Below are 17355 nucleotides of genomic sequence, written 5' to 3'. Positions count from 1 at the left end.
GAAGACACTAAGAGTGCACTTAAGCAACACCAGTCAGAGTCTGAAATATTTATCGTGCAAAAAAGTACATACTGTTAGTTAAGTCGGAAGTTTCATTAGACAGTATGAAAGCCTGGATAATATGTTGCAATTTACAAAGTAGCAATTCGAGTTTTTCATGATATTTAATTTCTATTAAGCTACGTCTTTCATCCCTGCATAGATGCAATTGTTGAAATACAGCTTGCACTAACAAAATTATTACAAAAGTTGGCTCATTTTTTTCACTATTTAAAGTGAGACATTTCAACGTTTCAAGCAAAAATAAAACACGGTACTTAAAAAATAGTTTCATGTATTTTCGCCAATAGTTCAATTCTCAAAAATATTACTTCAATGCTAGCACCCATCAATCAAGCCAAGGTTTTGCTCTGTGGCAATATTTCTCGCGTAGATCGTCGTTCTCAAGCTCTCATCGAGTTTCTATCTAGTTCCAAAAATTATTTTGTTTCTCAATTATGTCCTAGTTTTTATTATATAAACTTAAGTATGCAAAGCTCGTTAATTGAAAAAGTATTAACTAAGTTTTACTGGATTGAACTTTTAATAAAAGCTGCGTTTACGGATGTAATTTACTTATTACCAATGAATACTATTTTCATCAAAAGTACCATCTTTGCAGCAAAGCTTTTTAGGAAAAAAGTCATAGTTGAAATGTATATCTCGCTTTACGATACTGAAGTGAGGGACAGAAAAAGAGTTGGTGATGGAAGCAAACTCGCTAAATCATATATTGAAAAAGATATACTAGCGTTAAAGAAATCAGACTATCTCATCCATAGCTCTAATCAAGAGTTAACTTACTGGGAACAGATTCTGAATACTGATATTGACAGAAAAAAAGTTTATATAGCTCCTCTGTGTAATGTTTCTTGTTTGCTCCCCAACAGAAGCTGGATGCAAGATGGTAAATTAAATATTTGTTGGTGGGGAACATTTATTCCTTTACATGGATTGGATAACATATTACAAGCAATAAGAATTTTGCGAGAAAGAAACTTGCATTTTACTTGTAACTTCTTTGGTATAGACAATAAAGCTTTTTACGATTATGTAGAAAAAGTTCGGTCATATCATCTTGAATCTATAGTTTTTCTAAGGAAAGACTTAAACTTTATTAATGGTTCCTTACCTCAATATCTAGTTAATTATTGCGATCTAGCATTAGGTATTTTTGGTAATACAGATAAGGCGTATCATGCTCTTCCTAATAAGTTGATTGAAGCCCTCTCATTAGGATTACCTACATTAACCATGAATTCTCCGGCTTTGAGAGAGTTTTTTAATCCAGAAACAGAGCTATGGACTTGCGAAAACACACCTGAGTCGATTGCTGAATCAATTTTGTCGATCGCTAGCGGTTCGGCTTATTCTGTAGACTGGAAGCAAACTCGTGAAAAAGTATTGGAGACATTCAGTCTTGCTCGATACACAGAGGTTGTGTCTGAAGTTTTAGCAAAAGCAACTAACAATCTTCCAAAAAAAGAAGTGACTCGATTTAACTAGTGTTTTTGCAATCGCAAATATTATATATACTAGTGCTATCAAAGCGAAAGGTTAAGCATGAAAATACGAGTAATAGTATATGGGTTTTACATGTACTAATCATTGGCATCATCAAAAAACCACCTATCAAAAAAAGTAAAATGGAAACGCTAAAATCTCTAATTTATGTATCTAAAGGAAACCTACCATCAAAAATGGCTCACTCAATTCAAACTACTAAAATGGCGCAGGCTTTTTTTCAAAAAGTTGAAAATTTTGAATTGGTTACTAGCGGAGATATTTTTTCAGTTTTAAAAGGCATAGACTCAGAATTTCAAGCTTGGTATGGTTTGCATCATAAATTTAAACTAGTTCGCCTACCGCTGCATATTAAGATCGAGTATCCTTTTCCCCAAAATTATGAAAATTTTATCTTTTATAAACTAGCTATTTTATATGCTTGTTTTAAAGCTCCTTGCTTAATTTATACTCGTTCGTTTCCTGTGGTTGAAATTTTGCTAAGAATGTGTATACCTGTGCTTTGGGAATGGCACGAACCAGTTTCAGAAAAACTTAGTTATACATGCAAAAAGTTATTCAATAACAAGAACTTACTTGGTGTTGTTACCACATTACCTCAACTTGCAGAGAACTATTTAAATCATGGTTTGCTTCCTGAAAAAACATTGGTAGCTCCTAATGCCGTAGACATTAAAAATTTTCTTCCTTATCAAACTAAATCTTTAGCCCGCCAAAAGTTATCTTTACAACAAGACAGTCAAATTATCTTATATTCAGGGCATTTGTACGATTATAAAGGCATACCAACAATTTTGAAAACTGCTAGTCTGATGCCAGAATGTGAATTTGTTTTAGTAGGAGGATGGATTGATGATATCAACCGGGTAAAAGCAACTTGTCAACAGATGAATTTACAAAACATACAATTTTTCGGTCACGTACCACAATCTGAGCTAGCATTATATCTATATGCCGCAGACATTCTAATTCTTCCTACCAGTAAGTATTGGGAACTGGCTGAAGCTACTTGTCCGTTGAAGTTATTTGATTATATGGTTGCTAAGAGACCAATTGTCGCTTCAGCTTTACCGACTATAGCAACAGTATTGCGACATAGAGAAAATGCATTATTGGCAGAACCTGACGAACCACTCTCATTCAAATTAGCAATAGAGACTCTATTGAATAATCCTTTATTAGCTAAGACTATTGCTGACTGTGCTTTTCAAGAAGTACATAATTTTACTTGGGATGGACGAGCGGAGCGAGTTTTGCAGTTTGCAACTGAAAGGCTACAGAAAGCTAAGAAAAGTGATATTAGTTACATGAGAAATGTACTTAAATACATCACATTGAAGACTATTTCACCTCATAAGTTAGTAAAGCTATAACTTTTACCACTTACAGTATTAAGCTTTGCTGCGATCGCATAGCTAATAGGAATTTGACAGACTTATCCAATATACCACTACAAACGAAACTGAAACAAACGTCTTTTATTTTCTAAGATTGTTAGAGCGCACTCTGAGTGACTTCTCTTAACAACTTGTAGATTGTGTAGTGCTAAATCACCTCTATATAATAGAAATTTGACACTTAGATTTGTGTCATACCAATATGTTCTCTTGATAGATAAAGTTTGTCTATACAGAAAAGTTCAGGAATACTATCATTTCCGTCGGATGTAATACATATATTGTTCTTAGAAAAAGACAACTCCGATCTATGAGTCAAAGTATTCACACATCCAGTCGAAGTATCCAAGTAAATTATGGTAAAAAAAATTCAAGCTTGGCAGTACAAGCAATATGGTTTACATGCGTTATTTGAAGGTAATGTTAAAATAGCACTTTTATATTTTAACAAAGCTCTTAAGCTCGATCCGAATTTAGTAGAAGTTATATACAATCGAGGCAACCTTTATAGTATTTTAAAAATGTCAGATAAAGCAATCTCTGACTACGATCTAGCGATAAAACTCGATCCGCAACACTATAAAGCTTATATTTGCCGAGGAATAACTTACCTAGAGCAAAAGCAGAATGCTGAAGCTGCTATTGCTGATTTTACTAAAGCAATTGAGGTTGACTCAAATAAAATTCAAGCGCATGTTAATCGAGCAAATGCTTATAGCTACTTAAATGATTATAGTGCGGCACTAAAAGACCTTTCTACGGCTATTCATATTGCACCCGATCGCAGTGATAGCTATTTGAATCGAGGCTATATATGGGTGAGAACTGGAGATTATCATGCTGCGGTGGTTGATTTCTCTCAAGCAATCGTGCTTAACCCTGATTTTGCTATTGCTTATTTGAATCGAGGTAATGCTTACAAAAAATTAGCTCAAACACAAGCAGCGTTAAATGATTATGCAGCCGTAATTCATCTCGATAAAACTAATTCTAAAAATGTTGTTACTGCCTATGTATATCGCGGAGAGATTTTAGAATCTCTTGGAGAATTAGCCGCAGCTTTTTCTGAATACGATCGCGCCATCGAGTTGTGTCCTGACGAGCATTTTCTACAACATAAGCGCGGGGCGTTGCTATGTCAATTCGGACAACTATCATCTGCTTTAGAACATTATAATATAGCGATATCACTAGATCGCAAGTGCATGTACTGTTATGCAGATAGAGCTTGGGTGAGAAAAAATCTAGGTGATATTTCAGGAGCGATCGCTGATTGGAGTCAGGTAATTGAACAGAATCCAGAAAATGTTTTGGCTTATATAGAGAGAGGAGAACTTTACTTTCAAAGTCATCAGTTGAAAGCAGCAAAAGCTGATTACACAAAAGCAATTATTCTCGAACCTGACGAACCACACTTTTATGTTGTAAGAGCTGAAGTGAATTTATCATTAAATTATCTAGTAGCAGCGTTGAAAGATTGCGATCGCGCTATAGAAATTGCTCCCGATTTTGCCCGAGCCAACCTTATTAGAACTTTAGTTAAGCTACGTTTTAAGAAAATGGGAACTGCTGTCAGCAATGCCAATCGCTCTGCTACCTTATTAAAAACAGAAGGCGATTTAGAAAAATAAAGTAAAGCTAAAAAAGCTTTATCTTATCATTATGCGGATCAAATCGAACCATTCTTCAAAATTGTCACTTACCACTAATTTTTTCCTCCGATCTACAATTCCTTCAGCACCTACAGCAGTAGCAATAACTGGCAAGCCAGCTTCTAGCATTTCTAGGGTTTTTAGTTTAATACCACCTCCCTTAAATAGAGGAACTATTCCAATTTCAGCTTTTTCAAAAAACTCAGTTGGATCTTCAACAAATCCTGTAACTATAATCTGTTTACAAGCAAGTGCCAAAACTTTTTGAGAGGGACTAGAGCCAACTATGTAAAGTTTGAAATCTCGATCGTGTTGAACCAACTTCTTAAAACACTGCTCGACAAAGGTAAGAATTGCTTGTTCGTTCTCTGGTCTTCCTATAGCTCCCCAGAACAAGAGACTTTTTTTCTCTATCTTTTCTAAGCAACGCTGCACTCGATACACAAAACAACTAGCTTGGTGAGGCTTGATAGTAATCCTTTCACTGGGTATAGAAAATAAAGAAGTTAAAAGGTCGCGATCTTTGGTAGATGATACCCATAACTCACCGACACGCGAGTATAGTTGCCGTTCGTAATGGAAAGTTCTAGCTACTTCAATACCATAGAAAAAATTACTGACAGACTGTCTCAAAAAAACTTGAGTCCACACATCTCTTAAACTAATTACAGTCTTCGTTTGAGTAGGATTAATATACTTCTCAATTGCTTCAAAGTATATAGCAGCATGAGAACATTCAAAATGAATTGTATCATAAATATTAGTTGCGAGAAGTTTTTGAATTTTTCTCTCAACTGTATTAATAAGACGAGAAGCAAACTTCACGGGAACTTGATAATGAGTTAAGCAACTAGCAATTTTGTCGAACTGATGGAGAGGATATGTATAGAGGTTACTACCAAATTTTGCAACTAAATCTTTGGCAGCGTCCACCTCAACTTTGTTAGCTATAACCACTATATCAACGACTTCATTAGCAACAGCATATTCTGAAAGATGCGTAAAGGCAATCCTTTGTCCAGCTTGTGGATATTGGTTAGTGGGAGCCTGGGCAGAAATAAACAAAATTCTTGACATAGAAAAACTACCATTTACCATAAGTATCCGACACTGGCTTTCCAAGATATCTACTTAGAAAAGACTTCAGCTTTCTAGCTAGTGGAGGCTTAAGAAAATACCTAGTTGGGAGTGCAAATAACTCATTGAAAACCCAGGCTCCATATACTTTCCATCGCTGAAGCTCCATCTCTCTAGAAAATTGGTTAGAATGGCTACAGCTAATCTTCCAGCACTCCCGAATTAATTTAAGTCTATCAAAGGGTATGGCAGAAGAACTCATTCCACTTAATGAATAAGAGGCAAGTGGCGTACTCACATAATGAAAATTTACGCCAGATACAAATAAGCGAAGAATCAAATCGTAATCTGCGGCGATCGGGTATTCTAAGTTATATAAGCCTACAAGGTTATATGCTGACTTTGTAATAAAGCAAGATGGATGGTTGAGCGTAAATCTAAATAAAAGTTTATCTAGATCGCCAGGAACAAAAGTAGCAACATATTCTCCTTTATAGTAATTTGTTATAGGTGAATAGAGGACAGAAATGTTGTGATTTTGACAAAATTCTTGCTCGACTGTTGCGATCGCATTATCGTGATACCAATCATCAGAGTTAATTATGCCTATAACATCACCTGTTGAATGGTTTATTCCCTTATTCATGGCATCATAAGGACCACGATCTGGTTCTGAAATAAACAAATTTATCTGGTCTGCATACTTGTTTATGATTTGAATAGTACCATCAGTCGAACCACCATCAATTACAATATATTCTAAGGGAAAGTTTCTTTTTTGAGAAATCACACTCAGAATCGTTTTTTCAATTGTTGTTACAGAATTGAAAACTGGAGTAACAATAGATATTTTCATACAAGTGCTATGTTGAGATAGCTAAACTCGAAGCATATATGCAAATAGCTCGATTTCATTAATAAATTTTAGATTGCTAATATGGGTGTAATCTCTTACTTTTTGAAGGTAAACTTAAAATCAAGATAAAAAGCGTGAGTGTTGCTCCTTGTAAAGAGCTATGTAAAAATAAAGTAAAAGTCAAATATGAATAAATATATTTAAAATTATCTTTATGATAAAATCGCATGACAACTCTTACAAAACCGAAAAAATACAAGCAACTAAAGGGAACCCCAGTATATGCAAAAACTTCAAGAAATGATTGATGTATTAATAAACGAAGTGGTTGAAACACGCTTGCATAAGTATCTCTATAACCTTGAAAAGCTAGTATTGGATTGTTCAAATAAGATTGAATTAAAAAAACGTTGGCTTCAAATCTATCTAAATTAGAACTATCATTAAAAGAACTAAAAGAAAATAGACGACTAGCTCCACTATCGTATAATAAACTAGAAGTTTCTACGTTTGTAATCCAATAATAGCTGAGTAATATTACTAGAAAATTAACAGTTATAAAAATATAAGCAAAGTGAATTTTGCTGAGTATTTTTGAAAATGGAGCTTCAAATAACAAAATCAAAAAGAAGACGCATATACTAATAAAATAGTTTCGGCTAAGGAATAAACCTACACAAAGAAGCGATAAAACTATGCCAATCCTAAATTTATTTTTATAACAAAAGAAGAAAAATAACAACATAAATAATCCCGATATGTTGTGATCCCCAACACTTAAGGTAATCCTTGCTACACCATCAAAAAACTGGTTTCTATACACAACTAGTTGATAAAGAATTGAAGGCAAACAAATCCAATATAATATAGTAAGATAGTTTCTTTTAAGTAATGTAGGTTTATTATCATTAAAACCAATCAGAATAAAGCATATAGGTAGCGTGTATCTAAACAAAACCAAAGATGACACTGGTAATGAAGAAGCTATTAAAATCAAACACACAATTATAGTGTCTATAAGCTTTATCTTGGTCTTATAAACAATAAGTTGTAAAATTAAAATAAAAGCAATTATTGGTAAAAATAGTTTGGCATGTGGAAAAAAAGATCTAAATGGAATTACAAATATAACTACCAAGCAGTATAAAATCAAAGCATATCGAAAGTAATTCAATTGTTCGCGTATACCACCTGCTTTTGTCGAGTTAATTCTTTTGCTTATTTCCATAGTCTTTTAGAATGATAGAAGAAGTCTTGAAGAATACAATAGATTGCATGACTAATCTTAAACTTAATGGGGCGATCGCCCTATATCTGTTGAAGTAAGTAATTAAGCTCTAATTCATGCTGTATTCTTTTATTGACTTGTTCGTCATAGAATGATTGATGTGTAATCTCACTGCCAAAACCGATAATGCAAGGAAGATTAAAAAGAAATTTTAAAGATAAACAAGCAGAACTAAATGCAAATATTTTTATATCGCAATGAGGGACTAAGTTTCGATCCAAAAATACTTCCATTAAAAAGAGTTCAAAAGGGAGAAAAAACCAACTTAGCTCAGAAATCACTATGACTTCTGAAAAGAGTCTATTTAGGCTACATTGTAATTTTTCTATTTTAACTGCGCTATCTCTTGGATGTGGCTTGATTATCAAAATTGTATTATCTTCTCGTTTATGAATTTTAAGAAAATTTTGATATGCACTAATTTCATTTTCCTCAGACATTCTAGTTGCCTCAGAAAAATTTGAGGTCAGCAAAATGGATACAGAGTTATTTACGAGCTTTGTATGCAGGTTATTAATGTAATCTGAGTCTACGACCTTTCCGACAACTCCTCTTAATCTTTGGAAAATATTAAGGGTAACTGCTTTGTTTACCGTAACCACTTTCATAGGAGGAGACGCGCTCAAAGTATTAAAATTAGATATTGTGAAATAACCAACATCAAAATTTATTTCGTCGATCGAGTTTTTGGTAGATATAAATGATTTTAATAATCGCTTTAATTTATAATTTAAACTTCTTGGTTCAACTTGAAGAACAGTAGAAGAAGCTGAAAGATATAATCCAATACTATCTCCATAGCAGATTTTTTTAGCCGATTCATAAACATTTAGCAAAAGTCGATCCCAGATATCGTAGTTTTTACTCAGATAAATTTCATCTGCTGATGAAATACCGGTTAATTTATGAACTAAAGAGAAGACTTGCTGAATATTTGAAAGATTTAGCCTCACAAGATTTAGTTTTGCCTGGAGTGCCTGCATTTGCTCGGGCTGGATATACACAATTTTCTGCCAAGTGCAGACTTCTTCTGCCATCTTTTTGATGAAATTAGCAAATGTATTACTCTGATTTTCAGGAGTTCTAAGGTCGTAAATCACTAAGTAGTTATCATATTCAACGTTCGTACCTTGTTGCTCTTTCTCTCGGCAAGTCAGCGCTGATAGAGCCGTGATGAGTTGAATGCTACCCTGGCAAGCCACAAGTCGCTTTAGCTTTGTTGGAGTGTACATCTTCTTCAAGCACAAATAAACTGATTTTTGAAGTTTAAACGAGAGTTTATCAAAAGGTCGCAGATTTCTCTAACTGCACCTTGCCCACCAGACTTTCTAGTAACGTATATAGCGCGAGCTTTGTTCTCAGGCATGGCATCAGCAACTGTAAAAGGACACCCTACCGCTTGTAATACTGGAAGGTCGTTGTCATCATCCCCAACATAAGCAACTTCAGACAAAGATATGCTTAGTTGTAAGCACAAATCTTTGAGGACAGACAACTTATCTTCTACATTAATAAAACTATGAGTAATTCCTAATTTTTGAGTTCGATGGAGTGTTGACTTTGAAGAGTTAGCCGAGATTATAGCTACTTCTACACCAAATTGCATCAATTTCTTCAATCCTTGACCATCTTTGATGTTGAACTTCTTGAGTTCTTCTCCACTCTCTGTGTAATAAAGACCACCATCTGTCAACACGCCATCTACATCTAGTGCTAGAAGCTTAATCTTTAATAGACGCGATTGCAGCTCAGGCTCACTAATTTTTAGCATTGAATTCAGGTTGGCTAGCAACTTCTAAACCGGCACGGACACATAGTATTTGTTTAAGAATATGTTCGAGATTTACTAAAGGGATCATGTTTGGTCCATCGCTAGGCGCTAAGTCAGGGTTGGCATGAATTTCCATAAACAGTGCATCGATACCAACAGCCGCTGCTGCTCTCGCTAAGTAGGGAATGAATTGCCTTTGCCCTCCTGATTTGCTACCTTGTCCTCCTGGTAATTGCACGCTATGGGTGGCATCGAAGACAACAGGATAATTAAAACTCCGCAATTGAGGCAAGGAGCGAAAATCTACCACTAGACTGTTGTAACCAAAGCTCGTACCTCGCTCGGTTAATAGAATACGCTTTGTCCCACCAGCTTCTAGTTTGCTAATGACATGTTTCATATCCCAAGGAGCGAGAAACTGACCTTTTTTGACATTAATAGCTCGACCTGTAGCAGCTGCTGCAAGTAACAAATCCGTTTGACGGCAGAGAAAAGCCGGAATTTGCAACACGTCAACAACCTCAGCTACAGTTGCCGCTTGATAACTTTCGTGAATGTCTGTCAAAGTCGGCACTCCGATTCTATCTTTGACCAGTTGCAAAATTTCTAGCCCTGCCTCTAGAGAATGACCTCGAAATGAGTCTAACGATGTACGATTTGCTTTATCAAAAGAAGATTTAAATACAAAAGAAATACCCAAGCGATCGCATATTTGGCGAATTTTTTCTGCCATTTTTAAGGTAAAATATTCTGATTCAATAACGCAAGGACCACCAATTAGAGTTAATGGATAGCCGTCACCAATTGAAAGGTTGTCTGTAATTTGTGTACAAACCATAAACTGCTCTCTTTTTTTAGATAGCGATTAGACAAATTTTTTAGGTGATAGCCATCCTTCGTTTCAAAAGGTAACACCTTAAAAAAATTAATATTTGTGTTTGTTTTAAAATGACTAAATAGCAATTTAAGCGTAACTATTACATACAGTTTAAATTCATGCTTACAACCAAAGTTTAACCTAAACGAATTGATTTTTAAACTAAGAGAAGCCGCCAAAAACGAACAACTGCAATATCTATATGCTGATTTAATAGCAGAAGTTTGTCTATATGGAAAAGTTCAGTTTTTTTATCCGAACATTAAAAATACTTCTCAAGCGCTCGAATCTGAACATAGACAATAACTTGATGTACTCGCTTGAGCTAATTTGATGCGCGTAAGGTTTCTAATTACCGTGAAAGAGATAGATGCCATGCAAAACTCTTGAGCAGAGATTTTATGTTTTCTCTAAATCGTCGTAAGCCTAACCTTATTATGTACTTCAATGGTTTTTTAGGTCGCCAACCCGACCAAGATGTCATATCGAGATACTGAAAGAACAAATCTTTAGCTGGATGTTCGCAGTAGTAATGCCAAGGCTTGATAGCGGTTGCAAAATGAACAATATAAGGCTGTTGAATCACAGATTTATACATCTCTTCAGTAAAAGGACTGTCTTTCCACGATCGATATTTATACACGCTAGGAGTTTGATTCCACCGTGGATCGAGTTCTCTCCATTTACCTGCAAGAACTGCATTTACTCCATCTTGATCCCAGTTTAAAACATGTTCTTTATTCTGCTCAAGATACTCAATGGCTTGAGTGCTGATATTTTCTGTTCGCCACTTTTCCAAGTTAAATACCATCACCCCAGCGTTTAAATACTTGGAATGAGGAGGAATTCCTAATTCTTGATAGTTATGAAGTCCACCGCGAGGATTTGATACTTCACGTATTCCCATATCTTGAACTGCTAGTAGATAGCTGTTGTCAATCTCTATAGCCCATAATTTTTGTAAATCTTCGTTGACAACTAAGTCACAGTCTAAATAAATAACCTTCTCGATATGCTGCGGTAATAGATCGGGAATAAGTAACCGATAGTAAGTTGCAACCGTCACATGACCTGAAACTTTCACTTTACTGAGAATAGCGTCAGTAGGCTGCAACCATTCAATCATAATTTGTTGTGAGTCCAGCGATTTTAATATTTTCTGTTTATTAACTTCTTGAATACCACCATCAATTACAAAACAAGTTATTCTTTGTGAAGTTTTAAGATTTACAAGTATAGATTTGAGCGTTACAGATAAGGGAATTACATAATTATTATCAGCAGCACATACGACTACAATAGATTCTGTATCTGAAGAAATCATTGTATTATCCTTAATGGTTAATTTTCTGACGATCGCGTAGGTGTATGTACTTCACTCATTTAGCCTTTCCTCATATTAATTGTATGAACTAAATTTTTAACTAATTGCTTGATCCCACCTGAACTGTTGTTCAGAGGATTATTATAGTCTTCTATATCAGAATAGCGGAACAATTCTAAGTTAAGCTTTTTCGTTCGGGATAAAGTTTGATTTTCTTCAAACTGCCGTTGATAAGCTAGATAAGTGCGGTTGTCTCTCTCGACAAATTGAGTAGGTACTAATCCTTTGGATTTGAGCAACGAATTCAATTTTTTTTGTTTTATACTAGAAGAAATACCTAAAGCTAGAAATAAACTACAGCCAGATAGGCATGGGTTGAGTTGCTCGATCAGATGCTTTAAATCTGAAACTTCATTAGGTAGGTCTATTATGATTACTTCAAAATCTTTTGTAGTATTAGCAAGCTCTTGTGATGAATCGACCGACGTAATCTGAAATTTAGGCAAGTCGGATAAATCTGCAATTAGCAATTCATTTTTACCTCTATAATAAAGCAGATCGATTTCAAAGTTTAATCTGTGGACTTCCTGTAGTAATTCATAAATTTTTAATCTTGAATATAGATTATTTATATTAATTGTTCTGTTAAAAATATTAGTGACTCTTACATCATCTTGAGCTGAAAAAATAGATGGAATACTTTTGCCATCAAAAACGATTTGATTAAATTTTTCTACAAGAATTTCAGGATGATATTTTGCCATAAATAGTTCATGCCCTTGTCGGGCAATCTCTGCTGCCGCATCAGGATGACTGAGGTAGTATTTTATCTTGTCGAGTAGTTCTTGCTTGGAGCCGTAACACTCTAAATGTACTCCTTCTTGAAATAGCAAAGGAAGACCAGATTGTAGAGCGAGGCGATCGGTTAGTAAAAAACCTCCTACCATGAGTACTTCATAAACCCGTCGATTCAGATCTCCATTTAAACTACAATTCAGCACGATTTTGGACTGAACGTATATATCCAAACATTCTGCATAAGGACTTCCACTAAAATCTACATTTATTTCGGCTTCCTGTAAAAACTTTAAGAATTCACGACGATGGTAGTGGTTACTATCGACAGCACCTCGAAAGATTACATCGTAAGTTTTGTCTTTCACCGATTCTGGTACATAAGGAGGAATTGAGATCGCTCCTGGCATCCAAAATACATTCGGTAAACCAGCTTCAACAAAAAAATGAATGTGATGGCGAGTATAGCCCGTCCAATGATATTGACAGCCCACCAACTTAGCGTACTCAATCAAGTTTTGAATTGGGCGAGGCATATGATGGCTATCAATTAGCTTCATCACTGATGGACAAGTTAAGCTAGGAATTCCCACAGGGATCGGTGGATTCTGTACCAGCATTAGAGTCGAACTGATGGAAACTAGATCGGGCCACCACCCAGACGGTAACTGTTTTAAAATTAGATCGATCTTAAACTTACCATGAGGTAGAGCGATCGCCTTCCCTGCTTCAATAGCTTCAACAGGTGGATCCATGCAAGCATAAATGTTGCTTTGGTTCTCGGGTATAAAACCATTGTCACGAGGATAGTACTTTGACAGTGTCAGAACTTTAATTGTTTTACTAGAACTCATTTATTCAGCCTCTAAAATTTTGGCTTTGATTGCATCGGTCTGAACTGGAATGGCTTTTTTAGCTAGCAATACCTGAACCTGTAACAGATCCTCTGGCGTATTGATTTCAGTTGTAGATGTTTGAGTGTGGCAGACAGTAATTCGATAACCATGCTCTAAAACACGTAGTTGCTCTAACCCTTCACAATCTTCTAGTGGTGTAGGCGCTAATTTGGTATACTTTGCTAAAAAATCACGCCTGAAAGCATAGAGTCCCAGATGATGAAAGACGGGTGCTGGTTTATGGTTGCGATAGTAAGGTATTGGCGCACGAGAGAAATAAAGAGCGCGATCGCGACGATCGCATAGTACCTTAACCGCGTTAGGATCGCCGTAGTCTTTCTCTGCTAGAGGACAAGCTAGAGTGGTCATGTCTGGCGATTCACCGCGCAAATAAGGTTTGACTAGCTGTGTTAGCATTTGCGGAGTGACGAACGGTTGATCGCCCTGAACGTTAGCGATCGCAGTCATCTCAGGATAACGTTCCGCTACCTCCGCCACTCGGTCTGTCCCTGTAGCATGGTCAGTACGAGTCATCTCCACAACACCGCCAAAACTCCAGACGCACTCTGCTATATCTGCATTATCCGTAGCTACCACAACTTGACTAAATGAAGGACAACTGATTGCCGCTTCATAAACCCATTGCAGCATGGGGCGATCGCCAATCTTTACCAAGGGTTTACCAGGAAAGCGCTGTGAGTTGTAACGAGCTGGAATCACTGCCAAAATTTTCATTTCAACTATTCCCAGAAGCGAAACATCAAGCAGTTTTTAGAGACCGCTACGCACAATATCATGCAGCCTCAGCAGACCAAGGCATTGCTGTTCTCGATCGACCACTGGTAACACGGAAAGCTGGTGAGGTCGATTTTCCATTAGTTGCAGTGCGTCATAAGCAAGGAGATCGGCAGAAACTACCGTTGGATTGCTTGTCATCATCGTCCCTGCGCTTAGCGTCTCTATATTAGTAAGGCTGACCTTCTGCAACCAACGCCGTAAGTCTCCATCTGTGATAATGCCGACTAGATATCCTGTACCATCAACGACATTCACCGCGCCAAGACCACCTTCACTAATCGCACGCAGCACTTCAAACCAAGATGCTTGTGGTACGACTTTGGGATTATCCGAACCACCATGCATCAGATCGCAAACTCTTAAAGTTAGACGTTTGCCTAAGCGTCCTGCGGGATGATTGAAAGCAAAATCTTGTGAAGTGAAACCCTTAACTTGGATCAGTGTCATTGCCAATGCATCCCCAAGTGCTAAGGAAACTGTAGTACTCGTTGTCGGTGCTAAGTTGAAAGGACAAGCCTCTTTGTCAACAGATGTATCCAATGCAACATCGGCACTACGAGCGAGGGTTGACTTGAGATTGCCAACCAAGGCAATGAAAGGGATCTGTCGATATTTAAGATATGGTAGTATGTCTAGTATCTCGTCTGTCTCTCCACTGTTACTCAGAATTATAGCGACATCCCCAGCAGAAACAATTCCTATATCTCCATGCAGAGCATCAGACGGGTGCAAGTAAACTGCTAGTATCCCCGTGCTAGTGAGGGTAGCTGCAATTTTTCGTGCCACAATTCCTGACTTGCCAACACCGATCGCCACGACTTTGCCTTGACAATTAGCCAATAGCTGTACTGCTTGTTCGACCTGTTCCGATTGAAGCCGATGCGCCACACGAGCGATCGCTTCCGCTTCTAATTTCAGGAGTTCGGTAACTTGTTTGAGGTAAGGCTGACTTAATATTTGTTGCATCATTAACCTGCGGCTATAAAAAGCCCATATGAGATTTGAGAGAGTACAAGTTTGAGAGAGGACAAGTTAAGCTGGCTGATTAAAAACGCCAAGTCGTCTCCGATTTTCTGCAAGCAGTGGCTTCATGAAGTGAAAAGCTTTTTTGAGAAAATTTACCGAACTTCCTACCGCTGAGAAGTTACCTTTTAATAAATTGCGTCTGACATAGCCTCTATCTATACTCAATTTGATATCCTCTACAGTAATGTAGCCAGATTCCAGAGCTTCTTTAAAATAGTCAAACCATAACTCACCGTAAGGATGATTTTGATACTTCCACGGTTGAGTGTGGAGATTTGTATAGTGGATCAAATGAGTGCGTCGATCCCAATAGTCAAAAACATTCCAGTGAGGATCGAGTGCAGCAATTCTATAGGAATGACGCTCTAGAAAAGCCTGACTCATACCTGTAAAATCTGTCATAGAATAGAAGCTGCGATCGATTTCATCTAGAATTAATTCAAGATCGAATCGGCACTTATCGCAGTTAATTAGCATAACGCTAAGTCCCCAGAGATCGGTTCCAGCATAAGCATCTTTTTTTGCTAGAAAATCGTAATCTGATACAGGAGTTTCAAAGAGTGTCCCAATATCTGTAAGACAAATAGTATCCGAGTCGAGATAAATTGCCTTACCTTGAAAATTACAAATTTCTGGAATTAAATAGCGGTAAAGACTAAATTCAGTTATATTTTGATATTTAACCTTTAAAGACATTGGAGCTAGAAAAGGCTCTCCGTCATTTAATTCAATTGAGTTGTGCGTCCCATTAAAAACATAAACATCAAGAGGTTTTTGGGTGTTTTTACGAAGTGAATGAATCAGGGTTTTACGCTCCAAAAGACTTGCTTCACCAGAGCCAACAAAAACTCTTACTCGCTCATCTTGTGTCATAATAGACTCTCTTTACTAGAGCTTGAATAAATTGAGTTTGAAAAAACCATGCAATGCTTAACAAATCTATAGTGACCTAAAAATCGTAAAGATTTATTCTAGATTGATAGTAATTTATGCTTTAACAATTTATTAGATTGAAATACATGTTTTCTAAAATTTGTTTTTTATATTCTTTATATAATGCTTTGAAAGCAAAAAATTATAAGAGTGCTTGAAACAAAGAAGACCATTGTGATATAACTCTATCTTTATTGTACTTCATGCTAATGTATTTTTGTGCTTGAGCAATGTGTTGATGCCGTAACTCTTTATTTGTTGCATAAGTGTATAAACTATTCTGCCAGTCAGAAAATAAAATAAAATCGCGAAACTCTTCATAGCTAGGAATCTTATCTGCAATAACAGGAACCCCTAACAGAAGAGACAAAATTAGCCGATTGTTTGATTTGCAAATCGTAAAAGGATTAATATTAATTGGGATGATACATACGTCATGTTGTTTGAACAAATATTGGAATGTAGCTTTTTTCCAGTTATAATATTTTACGGGGAATGAAACTCCATTCACATATTTCTTAAAAAGAGTTTCAGAGCTACTGATTACAGTTAAGCTTACTGGTAATGTAGAGTGTAACTCATTTAGAAATGGTAACACGCTAGGTAAATCGACTATGCCGTAGGGAGGATTTTCTAATCCTGCACTACCATACCAAACTACTTTAAATTGCTTCTCAGTAGAATTTCTAAAATAGTTCTTACGTTTAAAACAAAAATTAATCAGAGAATTTATTTGAGGTTCATCAATAGCATCATCAATAACTCGCGTCTTTTTACTATGAATTAACTTTTCAACTTCTGGAGTTGAAACGGATACTGCATCTACAGCATCAATCATGCTTTGGAGTAATTTTTCTCTTTGTCTATCTGCGGTATCAGGATAAACAAACAAGTTATCACATAAGTCAAATACGGTTTTTATACCTCTAGTTTTTAAGGACTTTGCAAGTGCTATATTTTCCTCATCATATGTTTTTTGAAACACAACTAATTGATAGCGATCGATCTTTTTAGAGTTAAATAGTTCGCAAGACCACCCTCTATTCCTTAAATACTGGCATGGTAAAAAGCATCGAAGTCTTGAACTAGGTGTATTAATGTG

The 17355-nt window shown here is 36.2% G+C and carries 15 protein-coding genes; 3 read left to right on the top strand and 12 right to left on the bottom strand.

Annotation, left to right across the window (positions count from 1 at the left end):
* The first annotated feature begins 375 nt into the window (after positions 1-375).
* From CHRO_RS12215 to CHRO_RS12205, 3 genes are all read left to right on the top strand, one after another.
* Complete coding sequence (locus CHRO_RS12215) at positions 376-1545, top strand: glycosyltransferase (RefSeq protein WP_015154519.1); 1170 nt, start codon at positions 376-378, stop codon at positions 1543-1545.
* A gap of 140 nt (positions 1546-1685) precedes the next feature.
* Positions 1686-2936 (top strand): glycosyltransferase, encoded by a 1251-nt coding sequence (locus CHRO_RS12210; protein ID WP_219336143.1) that lies wholly within the window; start codon positions 1686-1688, stop codon positions 2934-2936.
* Positions 2937-3316: 380 nt separating this feature from the next.
* Entirely contained in the window at positions 3317-4591 is a 1275-nt protein-coding gene (locus CHRO_RS12205; RefSeq protein WP_015154517.1) for a tetratricopeptide repeat protein, read from the top strand.
* 18 nt (positions 4592-4609) lie between these two features.
* Here CHRO_RS12205 and CHRO_RS12200 read toward each other — a convergent pair whose 3' ends face one another.
* The 12 genes from CHRO_RS12200 to CHRO_RS12145 all read right to left on the bottom strand — a co-directional run bounded on the left by CHRO_RS12200 (position 4610) and on the right by CHRO_RS12145 (position 17238).
* Positions 4610-5689 (bottom strand): glycosyltransferase, encoded by a 1080-nt coding sequence (locus CHRO_RS12200; protein WP_041463076.1) that lies wholly within the window; start codon positions 5687-5689, stop codon positions 4610-4612.
* A gap of 7 nt (positions 5690-5696) precedes the next feature.
* Entirely contained in the window at positions 5697-6545 is an 849-nt protein-coding gene (locus CHRO_RS12195; protein WP_015154515.1) for a glycosyltransferase family 2 protein, read from the bottom strand.
* 76 nt (positions 6546-6621) lie between these two features.
* Positions 6622-7773: a hypothetical protein gene (locus CHRO_RS32125; protein ID WP_015154514.1), complete on the bottom strand. Its 1152-nt coding sequence runs from the start codon at positions 7771-7773 to the stop codon at positions 6622-6624.
* An 80-nt stretch (positions 7774-7853) separates the two neighbouring features.
* Positions 7854-9035 carry a polysialyltransferase family glycosyltransferase gene (locus CHRO_RS12185; RefSeq protein WP_219336142.1) on the bottom strand — a complete coding sequence of 394 codons (1182 nt, stop codon included), beginning with the start codon at positions 9033-9035 and terminating at the stop codon, positions 7854-7856.
* A gap of 35 nt (positions 9036-9070) precedes the next feature.
* Positions 9071-9604 carry a KdsC family phosphatase gene (locus tag CHRO_RS12180; protein WP_015154512.1) on the bottom strand — a complete coding sequence of 178 codons (534 nt, stop codon included), beginning with the start codon at positions 9602-9604 and terminating at the stop codon, positions 9071-9073.
* Positions 9591-10442 (bottom strand): 3-deoxy-8-phosphooctulonate synthase, encoded by an 852-nt coding sequence (gene kdsA, locus CHRO_RS12175; protein WP_015154511.1) that lies wholly within the window; start codon positions 10440-10442, stop codon positions 9591-9593. The genes CHRO_RS12180 and kdsA overlap by 14 nt, the downstream gene beginning before the upstream one ends.
* A 391-nt stretch (positions 10443-10833) precedes the next feature.
* Positions 10834-11805: a glycosyltransferase family 8 protein gene (locus CHRO_RS12170; protein ID WP_015154510.1), complete on the bottom strand. Its 972-nt coding sequence runs from the start codon at positions 11803-11805 to the stop codon at positions 10834-10836.
* Positions 11806-11864: 59 nt separating this feature from the next.
* Entirely contained in the window at positions 11865-13355 is a 1491-nt protein-coding gene (locus CHRO_RS12165) for a glycosyltransferase family protein (protein ID WP_181824320.1), read from the bottom strand.
* Positions 13356-13454: 99 nt separating this feature from the next.
* Positions 13455-14231, bottom strand: coding sequence for a 3-deoxy-manno-octulosonate cytidylyltransferase (gene kdsB / locus CHRO_RS12160; protein WP_015154508.1), 777 nt, complete (start codon positions 14229-14231; stop codon positions 13455-13457).
* Positions 14232-14267: 36 nt separating this feature from the next.
* Positions 14268-15260, bottom strand: coding sequence for a KpsF/GutQ family sugar-phosphate isomerase (locus CHRO_RS12155; RefSeq protein WP_015154507.1), 993 nt, complete (start codon positions 15258-15260; stop codon positions 14268-14270).
* Positions 15261-15326: 66 nt separating this feature from the next.
* On the bottom strand, positions 15327-16193 hold the full coding sequence (locus CHRO_RS12150; RefSeq protein ID WP_015154506.1) for a glycosyltransferase: 867 nt from the start codon (positions 16191-16193) through the stop codon (positions 15327-15329).
* A gap of 202 nt (positions 16194-16395) precedes the next feature.
* Complete coding sequence (locus tag CHRO_RS12145) at positions 16396-17238, bottom strand: glycosyltransferase (RefSeq protein ID WP_127023908.1); 843 nt, start codon at positions 17236-17238, stop codon at positions 16396-16398.
* Positions 17239-17355 lie beyond the last annotated feature (117 nt).

This window comes from Chroococcidiopsis thermalis PCC 7203 (assembly GCF_000317125.1).
Classification (GTDB): Bacteria; Cyanobacteriota; Cyanobacteriia; order Cyanobacteriales; family Chroococcidiopsidaceae; genus Chroococcidiopsis; species Chroococcidiopsis thermalis.
Note: the sequence above shows the minus strand (reverse complement) of the source record. Positions and strands in the feature narration are given on the sequence as shown.

Bases quoted from the DNA above. Each gene is read 5' to 3' on its own strand.
- CHRO_RS12215 (WP_015154519.1), top strand. From the start codon at position 376: ATGCTAGCACCCATCAATCAAGCCAAGGTTTTGCTCTGTGGCAATATT.
- CHRO_RS12210 (WP_219336143.1), top strand. From the start codon at position 1,686: ATGGAAACGCTAAAATCTCTAATTTATGTATCTAAAGGAAACCTACCA.
- CHRO_RS12205 (WP_015154517.1), top strand. From the start codon at position 3,317: ATGGTAAAAAAAATTCAAGCTTGGCAGTACAAGCAATATGGTTTACAT.
- CHRO_RS12200 (WP_041463076.1), bottom strand. From the start codon at position 5,689: ATGTCAAGAATTTTGTTTATTTCTGCCCAGGCTCCCACTAACCAATAT.
- CHRO_RS12195 (WP_015154515.1), bottom strand. From the start codon at position 6,545: ATGAAAATATCTATTGTTACTCCAGTTTTCAATTCTGTAACAACAATT.
- CHRO_RS32125 (WP_015154514.1), bottom strand. From the start codon at position 7,773: ATGGAAATAAGCAAAAGAATTAACTCGACAAAAGCAGGTGGTATACGC.
- CHRO_RS12180 (WP_015154512.1), bottom strand. From the start codon at position 9,604: ATGCTAAAAATTAGTGAGCCTGAGCTGCAATCGCGTCTATTAAAGATT.
- kdsA (WP_015154511.1), bottom strand. From the start codon at position 10,442: ATGGTTTGTACACAAATTACAGACAACCTTTCAATTGGTGACGGCTAT.
- CHRO_RS12170 (WP_015154510.1), bottom strand. From the start codon at position 11,805: ATGATTTCTTCAGATACAGAATCTATTGTAGTCGTATGTGCTGCTGAT.
- CHRO_RS12165 (WP_181824320.1), bottom strand. From the start codon at position 13,355: ATGGATCCACCTGTTGAAGCTATTGAAGCAGGGAAGGCGATCGCTCTA.
- kdsB (WP_015154508.1), bottom strand. From the start codon at position 14,231: ATGAAAATTTTGGCAGTGATTCCAGCTCGTTACAACTCACAGCGCTTT.
- CHRO_RS12155 (WP_015154507.1), bottom strand. From the start codon at position 15,260: ATGCAACAAATATTAAGTCAGCCTTACCTCAAACAAGTTACCGAACTC.
- CHRO_RS12150 (WP_015154506.1), bottom strand. From the start codon at position 16,193: ATGACACAAGATGAGCGAGTAAGAGTTTTTGTTGGCTCTGGTGAAGCA.